This window comes from Ancylobacter moscoviensis, assembly GCF_007559435.1.
GTDB classification, from domain to species: domain Bacteria; phylum Pseudomonadota; class Alphaproteobacteria; order Rhizobiales; family Xanthobacteraceae; genus Ancylobacter; species Ancylobacter moscoviensis.
This window is the reverse complement of record NZ_VMBP01000003.1, coordinates 450719-467341: the sequence shown is the minus strand read 5'-3', so window position 1 is coordinate 467341 and position 16623 is coordinate 450719. Positions and strand designations below refer to the sequence as shown.

At 66.6% G+C, this 16623-nt stretch carries 14 protein-coding genes; 13 read left to right on the top strand and 1 reads right to left on the bottom strand.

Translation table 11 applies throughout. From position 1 onward, the window contains the following. The first annotated feature begins 42 nt into the window (after window positions 1-42). The 10 genes from FO470_RS12285 to FO470_RS12240 all read left to right on the top strand — a co-directional run bounded on the left by FO470_RS12285 (window position 43) and on the right by FO470_RS12240 (window position 9933). Complete coding sequence (locus tag FO470_RS12285) at window positions 43-891, top strand: cytochrome c oxidase subunit 3 (RefSeq protein ID WP_144343234.1); 849 nt, start codon at window positions 43-45, stop codon at window positions 889-891. A gap of 155 nt (window positions 892-1046) precedes the next feature. Next, window positions 1047-1433: a DUF983 domain-containing protein gene (locus FO470_RS12280; protein ID WP_144343233.1), complete on the top strand. Its 387-nt coding sequence runs from the start codon at window positions 1047-1049 to the stop codon at window positions 1431-1433. Beyond that, window positions 1430-2209 (top strand): SURF1 family protein, encoded by a 780-nt coding sequence (locus tag FO470_RS12275; RefSeq protein ID WP_144343232.1) that lies wholly within the window; start codon window positions 1430-1432, stop codon window positions 2207-2209. The genes FO470_RS12280 and FO470_RS12275 overlap by 4 nt, the downstream gene beginning before the upstream one ends. Before the next feature lie 179 nt (window positions 2210-2388). Next, a complete protein-coding gene (gene thrC, locus FO470_RS12270) occupies window positions 2389-3798 on the top strand; it encodes a threonine synthase (RefSeq protein ID WP_144343231.1) in 1410 nt (469 codons plus the stop codon). Next, a complete protein-coding gene (locus FO470_RS12265; protein ID WP_144343230.1) occupies window positions 3795-5081 on the top strand; it encodes a M16 family metallopeptidase in 1287 nt (428 codons plus the stop codon). Before thrC ends, FO470_RS12265 begins: the two co-directional genes overlap by 4 nt. A gap of 20 nt (window positions 5082-5101) precedes the next feature. Further along, window positions 5102-5758 (top strand): GNAT family N-acetyltransferase, encoded by a 657-nt coding sequence (locus FO470_RS12260; RefSeq protein WP_144343229.1) that lies wholly within the window; start codon window positions 5102-5104, stop codon window positions 5756-5758. A 166-nt stretch (window positions 5759-5924) separates the two neighbouring features. After that, window positions 5925-6239 carry a (2Fe-2S)-binding protein gene (locus FO470_RS12255; protein ID WP_144343228.1) on the top strand — a complete coding sequence of 105 codons (315 nt, stop codon included), beginning with the start codon at window positions 5925-5927 and terminating at the stop codon, window positions 6237-6239. A 115-nt stretch (window positions 6240-6354) separates the two neighbouring features. Then, entirely contained in the window at window positions 6355-6831 is a 477-nt protein-coding gene (bfr, locus tag FO470_RS12250; RefSeq protein ID WP_144343227.1) for a bacterioferritin, read from the top strand. Between the two features lie 249 nt (window positions 6832-7080). Next, window positions 7081-8130 carry a Fe(3+) ABC transporter substrate-binding protein gene (locus FO470_RS12245; protein WP_144343226.1) on the top strand — a complete coding sequence of 350 codons (1050 nt, stop codon included), beginning with the start codon at window positions 7081-7083 and terminating at the stop codon, window positions 8128-8130. Window positions 8131-8214: 84 nt separating this feature from the next. Further along, window positions 8215-9933 (top strand): ABC transporter permease, encoded by a 1719-nt coding sequence (locus tag FO470_RS12240; RefSeq protein ID WP_144343225.1) that lies wholly within the window; start codon window positions 8215-8217, stop codon window positions 9931-9933. Here FO470_RS12240 and FO470_RS12235 read toward each other — a convergent pair. Next, the gene (locus FO470_RS12235; protein ID WP_144343224.1) at window positions 9903-11870 is read right to left on the bottom strand and encodes an acetoacetate--CoA ligase; all 1968 of its coding nucleotides are present in this window, start codon (window positions 11868-11870) and stop codon (window positions 9903-9905) included. The two genes, FO470_RS12240 and FO470_RS12235, sit on opposite strands and share 31 nt — an antisense overlap. 261 nt (window positions 11871-12131) lie before the next feature. Between FO470_RS12235 and FO470_RS12230 the strand changes: the two genes are divergently transcribed. The 3 genes from FO470_RS12230 to FO470_RS12220 all read left to right on the top strand — a co-directional run bounded on the left by FO470_RS12230 (window position 12132) and on the right by FO470_RS12220 (window position 16562). After that, window positions 12132-13988 (top strand): AsmA family protein, encoded by a 1857-nt coding sequence (locus FO470_RS12230; RefSeq protein ID WP_144343223.1) that lies wholly within the window; start codon window positions 12132-12134, stop codon window positions 13986-13988. A 721-nt stretch (window positions 13989-14709) separates the two neighbouring features. Next, window positions 14710-15708 (top strand): hypothetical protein, encoded by a 999-nt coding sequence (locus FO470_RS12225; protein ID WP_144343222.1) that lies wholly within the window; start codon window positions 14710-14712, stop codon window positions 15706-15708. Window positions 15709-15824: 116 nt separating this feature from the next. Continuing rightward, on the top strand, window positions 15825-16562 hold the full coding sequence (locus FO470_RS12220; RefSeq protein WP_335880692.1) for a recombinase family protein: 738 nt from the start codon (window positions 15825-15827) through the stop codon (window positions 16560-16562). Window positions 16563-16623 lie beyond the last annotated feature (61 nt).

Here is a 16623-nt window from a genome sequence, read left to right as displayed (position 1 = left end):
GACGGCCCGCTAGAGAAATAGACGGAACGGAGAGCGCGACCCATGGCCCAAGCCCACGCTGAAGCCCACGCCAAGCAGCACGATTACCACCTCGTCGAACCGAGCCCGTGGCCGTTCGTCATTTCGGTTTTCGCCTTCGTCCTCGCGGCGGGCGCCGTGTTCTGGATGCATGGCCAGCTCACCGCCCTGGTGATGGCGGCCGGTTTCATCGGCGTCGTCTACACCATGATCGTGTGGTGGCGGGACATCATCCGCGAGGGTGAGCACGAGCACGCCCACACCCCGGTGGTGCAGCTTCACCTGCGCTACGGCATGATCCTGTTCATCGCCTCCGAGGTGATGTTCTTCGTCGCCTGGTTCTGGGCCTTCTTCGACGCCTCGCTCTATTCCGGCGAAGCGATCAACTACACCCGCGCCGAGTTCACCGGGGGCGTCTGGCCGCCGAAGGGCATCGAGACCTTCAACCCGTGGCACCTGCCGCTGCTGAACACGCTGATCCTGCTGACCTCCGGCACCACGCTGACCTGGGCGCACCACGCGCTGGTCCATGGCGACCGCGAGAGCGCCAAGTGGGGCCTGTGGCTCACCGTGATCCTCGGCGTCCTGTTCTCGATCCTGCAGGGCTTCGAGTACAGCCACGCGGAGTTCGCCTTCTCGGGCAACATCTACGGCGCCACCTTCTTCATGGCGACCGGCTTCCACGGCTTCCACGTCATCGTCGGCACCATCTTCCTCGCCGTGTGCCTCGGGCGGCTCTATGCCGGCCACTTCACGCCGACCCATCATTTCGGCTTCGAGGCGGCGGCCTGGTATTGGCACTTCGTCGACGTCGTGTGGCTGTTCCTCTTCACCTTCATCTATGTGTGGGGCAGCGCGGGCGCTCCGCACTGAGGCCGGCACGACAGCAGATCGAAGGGGCGGCTTCCGGCCGCCCCTTTTTCATTCGGCAGCCGCCTTTTTCGTTCAAAGGCGAGCCGGCATCAGATATGCGGCATCGGTCATCCCCCGGATTTCCAGCCGCGGGCGAATGGGAGTAGAAGCCGCTCATGGATCTTCAGCCCTTCCACACCGGTGTCTCGCCCTACGCGGCGGGGCTCACCTGCAGCTGCCCGCGCTGCGGCCGCGGCCGCCTGTTCAACGGCTTCCTCACCGTCGCGCCGTCCTGCGACAAGTGCGGCCTCGACTACAGCTTCGATGATTCCGGCGACGGCCCGGTCGTCTTCATCATCCTGGCGGCGGGCTCTCTGGTCGTCGGCCTCGCGCTCTGGGTGGAGCTCACCTGGGCGCCGCCGCTGTGGCTTCACGCGCTGCTGTGGACGCCGCTGGTGCTCATCTCGACGCTCGGCCTGCTGCGGCCGCTCAAGGCCACGATGATTGCCCTGCAATACGCCAAGAAGGCCGAGCCTGGGCGTCTCGACAAGGGCGGCTCGTGACCCCTTCTCCCGCGTCCCCGGTCGCCGGCGCTTCCCGGCAGTCCCGGCCGGCATGGCGCAAGCTGCTGCCGGCGGCGCTGGTCGTGCTCGCCGTCTTCGGCGTGCTGGTCGGCCTCGGCACCTGGCAGATGCAGCGCCTCGCCTGGAAGGAAGATCTCATCGCCAAGGTGCAGGCGCGCGTGCATGAACCGGCCCAGCCGGTGCCGGTCGAGGCGGAATGGCCGCAGGTCGGCTACGAGCAGGACGAATACCGCCATGTCACCGCGCAGGGGCGCTTCCGGCATGATCTGGAAGTGCAGGTCTATGCACTGGTCGATTCCGCGCCGGACGGCTCCGGCGGGCCGGGCTACTGGGTGGTCACGCCGCTGGTGATGGCGGATGGCTCGACCATCCTCGTCAATCGCGGTTTCGTGCCGCTCGACCGGCGGGCGCCGTCGAGCCGGGCGGAAGGGCAGGTGGACGGTCTCGTCACCGTCACCGGCCTGCTGCGCATGCCCGAGGATGCCGGCCCCTTCACCCCCGGCAACGATCCGGCGAAGGACAGCTGGTTCGTGCGCGATCCGCTGGCCATCGCCGGGGCGAAGGGCCTCCTGCGCACGGCGCCCTTCCTCATCGACGCCGACGCGGCGCCCAATCCCGGCGGCTTGCCGGTCGGCGGGCTGACGCGGGTCAATTTCTCCAACCGCCATCTCGAATACGCGCTGACCTGGTACGGGCTGGCGGCGACGCTGCTTGCCGTCTTCGCCGCTTTCGTGTGGTCGCGCCTGCGCCGCTGAAGCGCTACACGGTGCTACTGCGCGCTACTCCCATGGCGCCCTTGCGCTACGGTTTTTGCTACCCGCTTGCTACCGTTGCGATACGCGCTGCTACCCAAACTGCACGCGGCGCCACCGATTGCTTGCCTCCGGCCGGCCCCGCCACTAGTTTGCCGCCGACTTTTCCAGCGGAGGCGCGTGTGCGCTACATCTCGACCCGCGGCGAGGCTCCCGTGCTCGCCTTCTCCGACGCCCTTCTCGCCGGCCTCGCGCGCGACGGCGGCCTCTACGTGCCCGAGACCTTCCCGGCCCTGGCGCCGCAGGAGATCGCCCGGCTCGCCGGCCATTCCTATGCCGAGGTGGCGGGGCGGGTGATCGCGCCCTTCGTCGACGCGGTGTTCACGCCCGAGGTGCTGCGCCCGATGCTGGAGGAGGCCTATGCCAGCTTCCGTCATCCCGCCACCACGCCGCTGGTGCAGATCGCCCCGAACCGTTTCGTGCTGGAGCTTTTCCACGGCCCGACGCTCGCCTTCAAGGACGTGGCGATGCAGCTTCTCGGCCGCATGATGGACCATGTTCTGGTCGAGCGGGAGCAGCGCGCCACGATCGTCGGCGCCACCTCCGGCGACACCGGCAGCGCGGCCATCGAGGCGTTCCGCAGCCGTGCCCGCACCGATGTGTTCATCCTCTATCCCGCCGGCCGCGTCTCCGAGGTGCAGCGCCGCCAGATGACGACGGTGCCGGACGCGAACGTCCACGCCATCGCGGTCGAGGGCACGTTCGACGACTGCCAGGCGCATGTGAAGGCGATGTTCAACAACCACGCCTTCCGCGACCGCCTGCAACTCGCGGGCGTCAATTCCATCAACTGGGCCCGCATCGTCGCACAGGTCGTCTACTATTTCGTCGCCGGCGCCGCCCTCGGCTCCCCTCATCGCCCGGTTTCCTTCGTGGTGCCGACGGGCAATTTCGGCGACGTGCTCGCCGGCTTCGTCGCCAAGCGCATGGGCCTGCCGGTCTCGAAGCTCACCATCGCCACCAATGTGAACGACATCCTCGTCCGCACGCTGAATTCCGGGCGTTACGAGGTGACGGGCGTGGTGCCGTCCTCCTCGCCGTCCATGGACATCCAGGTCTCCTCGAACTTCGAGCGCGTGCTGTTCGAGGCGCTGGACCGGGACGCCGGGGCGCTGCGCGGGCTGATGGCGTCGCTCAACCAGTCGGGCGCCTTCTCACCATCGAACCGGGCGCTTGAGGCGATCCGCGCCGATTTCGACGGCGGTCGCACCGACGAGGCGCAGACCGCCGAGACCATCGCACGGGTGCGCCGCGAGGCCGGCTACCTGCTCGACCCGCACACGGCCGTTGCTGTTTCCGTCGCCGAGCGCATCAAGCACGATCCGCATGTGCCGCAGGTGGTGTTGGCGACCGCCCATCCCGCCAAGTTCCCCGACGCGGTGGAGCGGGCCTGCGGCGAGCGCCCGGCGCTGCCGCCCCATCTCGCCGACCTCATGGAGCTCCCGGAGCGCACCCCGACCCTGCCCAACGACATTTCGGCGATCGAGGCCTATATCGCCAGGCATGCCCGCGCGGCGGAGAATGTCGCGTGAGCCGGGACGACGCGCCGGGCCCGCGCATCACGCGGCTCGATAGCGGCGTGACCGTCGTCACCGACGCGATGCCCCATCTCGCCACCGCCTCCCTCGGCATCTGGGCCGGGGCCGGGGCGCGCGACGAGGAGCCCGATGAGCACGGAATCTCACACCTGCTCGAACACATGGCATTCAAAGGCACGAAGCGCCGCTCCGCCCGCGCTATCGCCGAGGAGATCGAGGCGGTCGGCGGCGACATCAACGCCGCCACCAGCGTCGAGCACACGACCTACAATGCGCGGGTGCTCGGCGAGGACGTGCCGCTCGCTCTCGACGTGCTGTCGGACATCCTCACCGAGCCGGCCTTCGACCCCGAGGAACTGGCGCGCGAGCACAATGTGATCGTGCAGGAGATCGGCGCCGCGCTCGACACGCCGGACGACCTTGTCTTCGATCTGTTTCAGGAGCGGGCCTTCCCCGGCCAGCCGATCGGGCGCTCGATCCTCGGCACGCCCGAGACGGTGCGCTCCTTCGGGCCGGACCGGCTACGCGCCTATCTCGCGCGCAACTACCGGGCACCGAAGATGATCGTCGCCGCCGCCGGCGCGGTCGAGCATGAGGCGGTGGTGGAGGAAGTGGCCAAGCGCTTCTCCGGCTTCGCTGCCGCGGACAAGCCAGCCCCGGCGCCGGCGCGCTATCAGGGTGGAACGGAAATCGGCGGCGGCCGTGACCTCGAACAGGCGCACATCCTGATCGGCCTGCCGGGCTTGTCCTACCGCGATCCGGCCATTCACGCCCTGCAGGTGTTCACCAACATCCTCGGCGGCGGGATGTCCTCGCGACTGTTCCAGGAGGTTCGCGAGGCGCGGGGCCTGTGCTACGCGGTCTACTCCTTCCACTGGGGCTATGCCGACACCGGCCTGTTCGGCGTCTATGCCGGCACGGATGGCGGCGACGTGGACGAACTCGTCGATGTGGTGGTGGACCAGATCGAGACGACGATCGAGACGCTGAGCGAGGGCGAACTGGCCCGCGCCAAGGCGCAGGCCAAGGTGGGGCTGCTGGCGGCGCTGGAAAGCTCCGGTGCCCGGGCCGACCAGCTGGCCCGCCAGATGCTGGCCTTTGGCCGGCCGATCCCGCTGGAGGAGATCGTCGCCAAGGTCGAGGCGGTCACCCTCAATGACGCCAAGGCGGCCGGCCGGGCCCTCGTGGGGCGGGGGCTTCCGACCTTTACGGCCCTAGGCCCGGGAAAATCTCTTGAAACGGCGGCGCGCATCGCGGAACGTCTGTCGGCAGCATAATCCGCCTTACGGCATCACGCATGGCCCTGTTCCGCACGGTTTCCTGGCATGAGCCGCCGATGCTCATCGAAGGCGAGCGCGTGCTGCTGCGCATGCCGCAGATGTCGGATTTCGCGGCATGGTCCGCGCTGCGCGAGCAGAGCCGGCCTTTCCTGACGCCGTGGGAGCCGACCTGGCCGCCCTACGATCTCACGCGCGGCTCGTTCCGACGCCGCATGCGCCGCTATGCGCGGGACGTGCGCGAGGACATCGCCTATCCCTTCCTCGTCTTCAGCGCCGCCGACCGGACCCTGCTCGGCGGCGTGTCGCTTTCCAATGTCCGGCGCGGCGTCACCCAGACGGCCAGCCTGGGCTACTGGATGGGTGCGCCCCATGCCGGCAAGGGCTTCATGGGCGCGGCAGTGCGCACGCTCCTGCCTTTCGCCCATACGACGCTCGGCCTGCGCCGCATCGAGGCGGCCTGCCTGCCGCACAACACGCCGTCGATCCGTTTGCTGGAAGGCGCCGGTTTTCGGCGTGAAGGCTATGGGCGGGAGTATCTGTGCATCAACGGCCTGTGGCAGGATCACCTGCTCTATGCCCGTCTGGCGGGCGACCCGATCGGGCCGGCGCGGGGTCTTGAGGCCCCCAGTTTAGTGCCGTTCGAAAGTGGAAAAGAGTTGAGCGGTGACGCCTAATCTGGAACGTCTAAAAATTGGATCGACGAAGACTTGCCAGATCGCATCACGCAATCGATAGATCGGCATTTGCCGATTGACGGCGTCGAGGAATAGCGCGAAAAAGAAGCAGAGAGCCATTTTTAGAATAATTCTAAAAGGCTGATCACTTCGGTTCTGCCTCTCGATGATTGTCTGCTCGTGCAATGTGCTTTCCGACCGTCAGATCCGCAGCGCGGTGACGGAAACGGAGGCGGCTGTCCGGACGGTCGGGCAGGTCTACCGCTGTCTCGGCTGCAGCGCCCAGTGCGGTCGCTGCGCGCGCACCATCCGCAAGCTCATCGACGACGTGAACGCCTCGAACTGTGGCGGCTGCCCGCTGGATTGCCCGGTCTCGACGCATTCCCATGCCGCGCATGACTACGCCCTGCAGGATCATGCAGGCCATACGCACACTGCTCACGCCAACGATCTTTCCGCACTTATTGTCGCGGCGGAGTAAGGGCCGCCGCTTTCCCGGCATGGCGTATGCGGGGGAAGGGTGCACGAGTCGGTTGCCTATTTATTAGAATTTTTCTAAACAGGTAGCGCATGCTCAAGAAAAGAGAGGCGCTGCCATGAAGGGCGATCCCAAAGTCATCGAATATCTCAACCGCGGCGTCCGGTCGGAGCTCACCGCGATCAACCAGTACTGGCTGCATTATCGCATGCTGGACAACTGGGGCTACAAGAAGCTCGCGGCCAAGTGGCGTGCCGAGTCCATCGAGGAGATGCAGCACGCGGATCGTTTCATCGACCGTATCCTCTTCCTCGAAGGCCTGCCGAACCTGCAGGTGCTCGATCCGCTGCGCATCGGCCAGGACGTGAAGGAAGTCATCGAGTGCGACCTCGCGGCCGAGATCGAGGCCCGCGCGCTCTATCAGGAAGCCGCGACCTACTGCGATTCCGTGCAGGACTATCCGAGCCGCGACCTGTTCAAGGAACTGATGGCGGACGAGGAAGGGCACATCGACTTCCTTGAGACCCAGCTCGACCTGATCGCCAATCTCGGCCTGCAGCTCTACGCCCAGCACCACATTGGCGGCCTGGACTGAGCGTTACGCACCTGCGCGGACAAGACGGAGGCCGGTCCCAGCGACCGGCCTTTTTCGTGCGAACCGGGGAAGTGTTTCGGCACCTCTCCAATCCTGGCTCACTACATTTGCATTAGACTTATTCTAAGTTATTGATCTAACGTAGCTTTTCATTGACCGTCCCATAGCCCTCGGCTACCGCCTGCGCGCACCTTACGTCAATCCCGCTTCCGGCCGGTCCGGCGGGGCGACTGCACGCAGGAGACGCCAATGACCATCAGAACGCCGAACGCCGTCACTCGCCGCCTCGCGCTTGGCGGTTTTCTTGCCGTCGGTCTTGCCTTCGCGCCGCTCGCGGCTTCGGCGGAGGAGGTCGTCAACGTCTACACCACCCGCGAGCCCGGCCTCGCGAAGCCGGTGTTCGACGCCTTCACCGAGAAGACCGGCGTCAAGGTCAACAGCGTGTTCGTCAAGGATGGCCTTGCCGAGCGGGTGAAGGCCGAGGGCGCGGCCTCGCCGGCCGATGTGTTGATGACCGTCGATATCGGCAACCTGCTCGATCTGGTCGATCAGGGCGTGACCCAGCCGCTGAAGTCCGACGTGCTGGAGAAGGCGATCCCCGCCAATCTGCGTGGCCCGACCGGCGACTGGTTCGCCGTCTCCATGCGCGCGCGCGTCGTCTATGCCTCGAAGGACCGGGTGAAGCTTGACGCCATCACCTATGAGGATCTCGCCAAGCCGGAATGGAAGGGCAAGATCTGTATCCGCTCGGGCAAGCACCCCTACAACACCGCGCTGATCGCCGCCTACATCGCCCACCACGGCGAGGCGAAGGCCGAGGAATGGCTGAAGGGCGTGAAGGCCAATCTCGCGCGCAAGCCGGCTGGCGGCGACCGCGAGAACGCCCGCGACATCCTCGGCGGCATCTGCGATCTCGGCGTCGCCAATTCCTACTATGTGGGCCTGATGCGCTCCGGCAAGGGCGGCCCCGAGCAGGAAAAGTGGGCCGAGGCGATCAACGTCATCCTGCCGACCTTCGAGGGCGGCGGCACCAATGTGAACATCTCCGGCGCCTCGCTCGCCAAGAACGCGCCGAACCGCGACAACGCCGTGAAGCTGCTGGAATTCCTGGTCTCGCACGAGGCACAGGACGTCTATGCCAAGGCGAACTTCGAATATCCGGTGGTGGCCGGCTCGCCGGTCGATCCGATCATCGCCGCCTTCGGCCCGCTGAAGATCGACAATCTGGATCTCGCCAAGATCGGCCAGTACCGCAAGGCGGCGGCCGACCTCGTCGACAAGGTCGGCTTCGACAACTGATCACAACGAAGGGCGGCGCCTCGCGTGCCGCCCTTTCCGTTGCGCCGGCGGGAAGGCCGGCGTCTTGGTGGTGAACGAGCATCCATGAGTTCGGTGACGACGGATCCGGCGGGGGGCTACCGGCCAAGCAGCGTTTCCGGCATCGCCGGCGCCAGCGGTCGGATCCTGCGCGCCGGTGCGGTCGCCATCGTCGCACTGGTGCTGCTGCCCATCGCCGCCCTCGTCTTCACCGCCGCGCAGAGTTCCGGCGATCTGTGGCCGCACATCCTGCGCAACGTGCTGCCGGTCGCCATCACCGATACCGCGCTGCTCGCCATCGGCGTCGGCCTTATCGCGGGCACCATCGGCACCGGGACCGCCTGGCTGGTGGCGGTGTGCCGTTTTCCCGGACGCGGCATCTTCGAGTGGGCGTTGCTGCTGCCGCTCGCCATCCCGACCTACATCCAGGCCTATGTCTATGTCGACGCGATCCATCCGCTGGGGCCGATCCCCACCGCGATCCGCGCCGCCCTGGGCATGACGAACCCGCGCGATCTGTGGCTGCCGGAGGTCCGTAACCTGCCGGGCTGCATCGTGCTGCTGGGCCTCGTGCTCTATCCCTATGTCTACCTGCCGGCGCGTGCCGCCTTCCTTGTGCAGACGGCCTCCGCCCTGGACGCGGCGCGCACACTCGGCCATGGCGCGACGGGCACCTTCTTCCGCATCGCCCTGCCACTCGCTCGCCCGGCCATCGCGGTGGGGGTGACACTGGCGCTGATGGAAACGGTGAACGACATCGGCGCCTCCGAATTCCTCGGCGTGCAGACGCTGACGCTGTCCATCTATTCCACCTGGCTCAACCGTTCGAGCCTGCCAGGCGCGGCGCAGATCGCGCTGTTCATGCTGCTGGTGATGATTGCGCTCGTGATGCTGGAACGCTGGGGCCGCCGGCATATCAGCCACGCCAATGTTGGCGCCCGCTCGCGCCCGCCCATGCGGCGCCAGCTCGCGGCCGGACAAGCGACGCTCGCCTTCCTCGCCTGCCTGCTGCCGGTGGCGCTCGGCTTCCTGCTGCCGGCCGGACATCTCGTTCACGCGGCCTATGGTCGGTACATGTTCAACGGTCTGCCCGAGACCGTGTTCGTGGAGGTGCTGAACACGGCCTTGTTCGCGGCGATCGGAACGGCTCTGGCGCTTGGCTGCGGGCTGCTCCTTGCCATTGCCGCGCGGACCGGGACGGTCCGTTCGTCTCGGCTGCTGCGCCTGGCGGCGGTCGGCTACGCGGTTCCCGGCACGGTGCTGGCCGTCGGCCTGCTGGTGCCGTTGGCGGGATTCGACAACCTCGTCTCCTCCACCGTCCAGTCGCTCGGCGGCACGGCGACGGGGCTCATCCTCTCCGGCTCCGGCGCGGCGCTGATCATCGCCTATGTGATCCGCTTCCTGGCGATCCCCGTCGGCGCGCTGGAGACCGGCTACGAGAAGGTCGGGATGACGCTCGACATGGCGGCGCGCAGTCTCGGTGAGCGCCCGGGCGGCGTGGTGCGCCTGATCCATCTGCCGCTGCTGCGCCCCGCGCTCGGGACGGCGGCGCTGCTGGTCTTCGTCGACTGCATGAAGGAACTGCCGGCGACGCTGATGCTGCGCCCGCTGAACTTCGAGACGCTCGCGAGCCATGTCTACAGCGAGGCCGCGCGCGGTTCCTACGAGGACGGCGCCTTCGCCGCCCTGCTCATTGTGCTGGTCGGCTTGATTCCGGTGATCCTGCTGGCGCGGCTAAGCCGGCCGCGCCATGATCAGGAACCGAGTTCCGGCAGGTCCCGGTAGAGTTCCAGGGCTTCCGGATTGGCGAGGGCTTCGGTGTTCTTGACCGGGCGGCCATGCACCACGTCGCGCACGGCCAGTTCGGTGATCTTGCCGGAGCGTGTGCGGGGAATGTCGGTCACTGCGATGATCTTGGCCGGAACGTGCCGCGGGCTGGCGCCGGTGCGGATCTGTGTCCTGATGCGCTTCTCCAGATCGGCATCGAGGCTGACGCCCTCCTTCAGCCGCACGAACAGCACGACGCGCACGTCGTTGTCCCAATCCTGGCCGATGGCGATCGCCTCGACGATCTCGGGGATCTGTTCCGCCTGGGCGTAGATCTCCGCCGTGCCGATGCGCACGCCCTGCGGGTTGAGCGTCGCGTCGGAGCGGCCGTGAATGATGATGCCGCCATGCTCCGTCCATTCCGCAAAGTCGCCATGGCACCACACGTTCGGGAAGCGCTCGAAATAGGCGGCGCGGTACTTGGCGCCCTCCGGGTCGTTCCAGAACATCACCGGCATGCAGGGGAAGGGGCGGGTGCACACGAGCTCGCCCCGCTCGCCGGTCACTGGCTTGCCCTCGTCCGACCACACCTCGACCGCCATGCCGAGGCCGGGAGCCTGGATCTCGCCCTTGTAGACCGGCGAGGTCGGATCGCCGAGCACGAAGCAGGAGATGATGTCGGTGCCGCCGGAGATGGAGGCGAGATGCAGGTCCGCCTTGATCGCCTCGTAGATGAAGGAGAAGCTCTCCGGCGCCAGCGGCGAGCCGGTCGAGGTTAGCGCCTTGAGGGCGGAGAGGTCATGCGTCTCGCCGGGGCGGATGCCTTCCTTGCGCAGCGAGTCGATGTACTTCGCCGAGGTGCCGAACAGCGCGAAGCGCTCCTTCTCGGCATAGTCGAACAGCACGCCGGGCGTGGGTGCGAAGGGCGAACCGTCAAACAGGCACAGCGTCAGCTCGCTGGCGAGGCCGGTCACCAGCCAGTTCCACATCATCCAGCCGCAGGTGGTGAAATAGAACGCCCGGTCCCCCGGCGCGAGGTCGCAGTGCAGCCGGTGCTCCTTGATGTGCTGGAGCAGAGTGCCGCCCGCGCTGTGCACGATGCATTTGGGCACCCCGGTGGTGCCGGAGGAGAACAGGATGAAGGCCGGGTGGTTGAACGGCAGACGCTCGAAGGTGAGCGGGGCCGGCGCGAAGGGGGCGATGAAGGCGTCGAGCGAGGCGCCGTTCGGCAGGCCGGCGGCGACTTCCTCGGCATTGCCCAGATAGGGCACGATCACCGTGCGCACCGCGGTCGGCAGATGCGGCACGACGCTCCTCAGCTTGTCGCCGATGGAGACACGCTTGCCGTTGTACCAGTAGCCGTCGCAGGCAACGTATACCTTGGGCTCGATCTGGCCGAAGCGGTCGAGAATGCCGCGCTCGCCGAAATCCGGCGAGCAGGAGGAGAAGACGGCACCCAGGGAGGTGGTCGCCAGCATGACGGCGATGGTCTCGGGCAGGTTCGGCAGCGTCGCTGCCACCCGGTCGCCCACGCCCACGCCCGCTGCGCGCAGCGCCTGCTGAAGCCGGGAGACGAGCTCCGTCAGCTCGCCGAAGCTGACATGGCGCTCGACCTTGTCCTCGCCGCGGAAGATCAGCGCCACGCTCGCGGGATCGCGCGGACGCAGCAGGTTCTCGGCGTAGTTCAGCGTCGCCTCGGGAAAGAACCGCGCGCCGGGCATGCGGTCGGCATCGACCAGCGCGGGCCCCCGGCGGTCACCGATGACGTCGCCGAGCTGCCAGATCTCTTCCCAGAACGTGCCGGGCTGCTCGATCGACCAGCGATGCAGCGAGCGGTAGTCGCTCAACGCTGTACCGTGGCGGGCATTCACCGTTGCGATGAAGGAGGCGATCCCGGTACGGGCGACCCTTTCGGGGCTCGGCCTCCACAGCGGTTCCTGGCCCGTCTCGCCCATTCGTCCCCTCCGTCCCCTCACGCCGCGCCGCTCGCCGGATCGCGGTCCGCCTCTGCGACGACTCATAGCGCCGGGCCCGGCTTCTGTCAGGCCATCAAACAGACACAGACAGCCAACATGTTGCAGCCGCTCAGGAGGGGCTTGTGTCCGCTGGCGCGACCCATCTTTCGGCTTATATCCAGGCCGATGCCGGGTCGCATGCTTGCGCCGCTTCGCCCCAATGCTGTAGCGAGGCTTCGGGGGCAATAACCGACGCTAATAATGAAGAAACTCGTTCCGATCCTTCTTCTGCCCGTTGTGGTGGCGCTGGCCGCCGGCATTCTTGCGCCCAAACTCGCCTCGGAAGCGCGGTTGAGGAGCGAAGTGGAGACGATGGTGCAGGCGGCGATCGGGCAGCGCCCCGTCATCGACGGCGCCGTGAGTTTTTCGGTTTTTCCCTGGCCGGCCATCGACATGGCGGGCGTGTCCATCGACCATCCGCGCGCGCGGCTCGAGGCGGGTTCGGCGCGAATCGTGCTCGACCTCCTGCCTTTGCTTACCGGCCGCGCGAGCGCCGACCATATCGAGCTGACCGATGCCGACCTCACCCTGGCCGATCCGGGCGAGGGGGTGGACGCGCTGGCGGCGCTGGTCGCGGGTCTCGGCACCGCGCAGTCCGAGGCCGATGTCTACGTGACGGATGGCAGCCTCAAGATCGCTCATGCCGATGGCGACGAAGCGGTGATTCCGGAGGCGGACATTCGTCTCGGCTGGCGCGGCGGGCGTGACGCCACGGCGAAGGGGCGCGTGGTCTGGCGCGGCGAGCCGCTGGAGGTGGACGCTACGCTGAGCGGCCTCGCCGCTCTCGCTTCGGGTGGGGCGGGCAGTCTGCGCCTGTCGCTCTCGGGCGCACCGGCGGAGCTGTCCTTCCAGGGCGGGGCGCGTCTTGCCGGCGGGCCGGTGGTCACCGGCGCGCTCACCGTCGCGTCGCGGCAACTTCGCGATGCTTTGGAATGGCTTGGGCTCGACGCTCCCACGGAGCGTGGCTTCGGCGCCTTCAACCTGCGCGCCAATGCCCTGCTGTCGGAACAGGGCGCGGTGCTCAGCGAGGCCCGTATTGATCTCGACGGCAATTCCAGCGTGGGTGCCTTCAACCTGCGCCTCGACGGTGGCCACGCCAATCTGCAAGGCTCGCTCGCCAGCGAGTCCTTCGATCTTTCTCCCTATGGGCAGCTCAGCCTTGCCGGTTCGCAGGGCGGTAGCTGGAGCCGAGAATCGATCGATCTCCGGCGCACGCGCGCGCTCGACGCTGACCTGCGCCTTTCCGCCACGCAGCTGCGCGTCGGTGATGCCGTCTTGCAGCGCATGGCGGCGAGTGCCGCGCTGAAGAGCGGCAAGCTTTCCATCGCCATCGGCGAGGCAGAGGCGTGGGGGGGCATCTTCCGCGCTGCCTTGCATGTGTCGCCGGTGGACACGGGCTCCGGCGCGGATGTGCGTCTCGATCTTTCCGCCGACGATGTGGCGCTGGCCAAGGCGCTGGGTGAACTGTTCCGGCTGCAGCGACTGGAGGGCACGGGTTCCTTTCGCCTCTCGGCGGGAGGCTCCGGCGCGAGCATGATGGAAATCGTCCAGAAGCTGAGCGGTGCTTTCACACTGACCGGCGAGAACGGCGCGCTGGTCGGCATCGATGTCGGGCGCATCCTGTCCCGTCTGGAAAAACGTCCATTGTCGGGCGCGGGTGATCTGCGCGGCGGGCGCACGCCTTACGACGACATTGTCATCGACGCGAGCATCCGGGACGGCATCGCCAAGCTGGATCGCATCGATCTCACCAGCGCCAAGCTGCGCATCGCCCTTTCCGGCGAAAGCTCGATCGCCCAGCGCGATCTCGATTTTGCCGGCACGGCGCAACTCGTTTCGGAAGCGGGGCAGAAAGTGGAAACGGCGAAGACCGGCGCGGTCGCGGCGGATGCCGCTCGCGCCGCGCCCGTCGCCTTCGAGCTGCCCTTCATCGTGCGGGGCGAGTGGGAGCGGCCGATCGTTCTGCCGGACCCGCAGGCGCTCATCCGCCGTTCCGGCGCCGCGCGCCCGCTCTTCGGAAGTCCTGACGCGATGGGCGTCGCCGGGCCGCTGCCCTGAGGGTGCACTAGGAGCCAGGCGTGCCGCGGGCTCCCCATTCCCCTTCGACGTCTTTCATGTGGCGTTGTGAGACGGGAACGCGCTGACGGTTCCTGAGGTGCAAGGTGCCCGTACGCCCCGCTCGACGGCATCTTCCGCCACCCGTGGGCGCGGGGTTCGCGTTCGAAAGCGTCTTGGCCGCGCTGATATGCCGGGCGCCGCACCTGTGCCTTGCTCCATCGAGCGACGAGAGTCGAGGCGGCCGACCCATGCTTCCACCCGACGGCCCTCGGCCGCGCGCTACGCGACGCGCTGCTGTTGCCGGTCGCCGAGATCGCCGGCAACGCGAAGGGGCCGGCCTGCTCCCAGCGTTGGCTCCGCTTCTCCGAGCTACTCCGCCAGCACGCGCGTCGAGGGGAAGGTGCTTGCCGGATAGGGGCGCAGCTCGTTGATATATAAAAGGTTTATTCGGCCATTGATGACGCCAATGGACCAGAGTGACGGACTGGCGTCAAGCCTGCTGGATAGTTTACGGCAGCGATGTGAGCACGCGTCCGAAGTCGGAGAGTTGAGCAAAATCCCCCCTCTGCCCTCGTCTAACTGAATTTCCTCGGTGCGCTCGGCGCGTGGGCACCGGATAGCGTGCAACGCTACTCGCAGCCGTGGGAATCGTCTCTTGCATCTATACCGAGAATGAGAGTCGGCGGTACAGTTAGGCGGTACTCGGGAGCGGGGGGGCGCAGTGACCGACGTAAGCGACGCAAACGACGCTGGTTCTAATAAGCAGCATATTGGCTGGAAGCACTTTCTCATCTTTGTCATTGCTCCTGCTTTGGTGGCCGGGTTCTTTTCCCTTGCCCCTAAGCTCTATGACGAGATAACGAGGCCGAAATCCATCCTGCAGTACAGTGTTATTTCTGGGCCGGGACTTCCCAAAGGAAATGAGTTCCAGCGGATATTTGCCGTGGTCATTGCGAACGAAGGGAAGACGGGGTTGACCGATGTCACGGTCCGGATGCGGGACCCCAGCGGTAAAATCGAGAGCCTTGCGGTCGGCGAGAACATCTTGGCGCCTCAGGTCGCGACAGGGCCGGATGGAGGATTGGTCCGTATTCCTCGGATGCTGCCAAGCGAGCGCTTAACCATCTCGGCTATGACGGCGACGCCCAACGTGGAGCGCGGGCTCGATGTCTCCGTAAGAAGTTCTGAGGTGTTGGGCAGTCTGATGCCAACAGCGACAACAGATGAACGACCGTGGCTTTCTCTCCTTGGAGCAGCAATGTCCGCGCTGTCCGTTGCAATCATGTCTACGGCGATTGCCGTGAGGATGCGCTCCAAGCGGATGAGCTTCGTGTTAGGTAGGAGGAGGAGTGACAGGTCGGAGTTGGTGAGCTTAATCGCAGGGCTAAGCGGCGTTGTCGTCTTAGACAAGGAAACCGCTCTTGCGGATCACGAACTCAGGTACGTGGGACTGGCAGATGCATTGCTGATCGCAGGTCTGAAGGGCGATCAAGATATCAAGAAGCGATGTGTGGCCGCTCTTAAGGCTATATTGTTGATAGACGGTATCGCTGAGGGCAGCCTCATTGTTGTGCGAGAGAACCTCGCCCAATTGGGCGAACACTTGTCCGAGGAGGAGTTCGCGGAGGTACGTAAACAAGCGAGCCGACTTTCCCGCGCTGAGCTGCGTGCCAAAATTATAAAACTCCTTTCTGCCCCGCGAGAGGCCAACGTCCAATAGACCTTGCCCATCCGGACACGTCCGCTTCTGCGCCCAAGTGCGTCCAATAGGATGGGTGTTGACATTTTGGGCGGGCTCGACTCTCATGTCTGGACCTTTTGGACACGAGGCAGAGCATGTCGCGCATTGTCGATCCGCTTGAACGGCTGCTGAAGCAGCAGCAGAAGCTCGAACGCCAGCGGGCGCGGCTGGAGCGCGAGGCGGCGGCCCTTGCCGGGATGCGGCCGGGCGAAGGGCCTCCCCAGCCTCGCCCCAACGGCACGCCCATGCCGCCCCCGGCGCCGCTGCTGGTCGGCTATGCGCGTACCTCCACGGCGGAGCAGGCGGCCGGGCTGGAAGCGCAGCAGCGGGACCTTAGCGCAGCCGGGTGCGGGCGGGTGTTCAGCGAGCAGGCGTCTTCGGTGGGCAGCCGTGCGGAGCTGGTGCGGGCGATGGACTTCGTGCGCGAGGGCGACACGCTGGTCGTCACCAAGATTGACCGGCTGGCGCGCTCCACCATCCACCTGTGGGATATCGTCCGCGACCTCGACATGAAGGGCGTCAGCTTGCGGGTGCTGAATCTCGGGGGCGAGATGGTGGACACACGCAGCGCCACCGGGCGGCTGATCCTCAATATCTTCGCGGGGTTTGCGCAGTTCGAGCGCGAGATGATGCTGGAGCGCCAGAAGGAGGGCATCGCCAAGGCCAAGGCCGAAGGGCGCTACACCGGCCGCAAGCCCTCGGCGCGGTTGAAGGCGGATGACGCACGGCGACTGCATGCGGAGGGCAAGACCGTGACCGAGATAGCCAAGGCCCTCGGCATTGGCCGGGCAAGCGTATATCGGGCGCTGGAGACGGCGCCGGGGACCGCATAGGATACCGCATTGCCGGCCGCATGACGGAAGGCTAGCCTCGCAGCTCTCCTCGTGTCATTTG

Bases quoted from the DNA above. Each gene is read 5' to 3' on its own strand.
- FO470_RS12285 (WP_144343234.1), top strand. From the start codon at position 43: ATGGCCCAAGCCCACGCTGAAGCCCACGCCAAGCAGCACGATTACCAC.
- FO470_RS12280 (WP_144343233.1), top strand. From the start codon at position 1,047: ATGGATCTTCAGCCCTTCCACACCGGTGTCTCGCCCTACGCGGCGGGG.
- FO470_RS12260 (WP_144343229.1), top strand. From the start codon at position 5,102: ATGGCCCTGTTCCGCACGGTTTCCTGGCATGAGCCGCCGATGCTCATC.
- FO470_RS12255 (WP_144343228.1), top strand. From the start codon at position 5,925: ATGATTGTCTGCTCGTGCAATGTGCTTTCCGACCGTCAGATCCGCAGC.
- bfr (WP_144343227.1), top strand. From the start codon at position 6,355: ATGAAGGGCGATCCCAAAGTCATCGAATATCTCAACCGCGGCGTCCGG.
- FO470_RS12245 (WP_144343226.1), top strand. From the start codon at position 7,081: ATGACCATCAGAACGCCGAACGCCGTCACTCGCCGCCTCGCGCTTGGC.
- FO470_RS12240 (WP_144343225.1), top strand. From the start codon at position 8,215: ATGAGTTCGGTGACGACGGATCCGGCGGGGGGCTACCGGCCAAGCAGC.
- FO470_RS12235 (WP_144343224.1), bottom strand. From the start codon at position 11,870: ATGGGCGAGACGGGCCAGGAACCGCTGTGGAGGCCGAGCCCCGAAAGG.
- FO470_RS12230 (WP_144343223.1), top strand. From the start codon at position 12,132: ATGAAGAAACTCGTTCCGATCCTTCTTCTGCCCGTTGTGGTGGCGCTG.
- FO470_RS12220 (WP_335880692.1), top strand. From the start codon at position 15,825: ATGTCGCGCATTGTCGATCCGCTTGAACGGCTGCTGAAGCAGCAGCAG.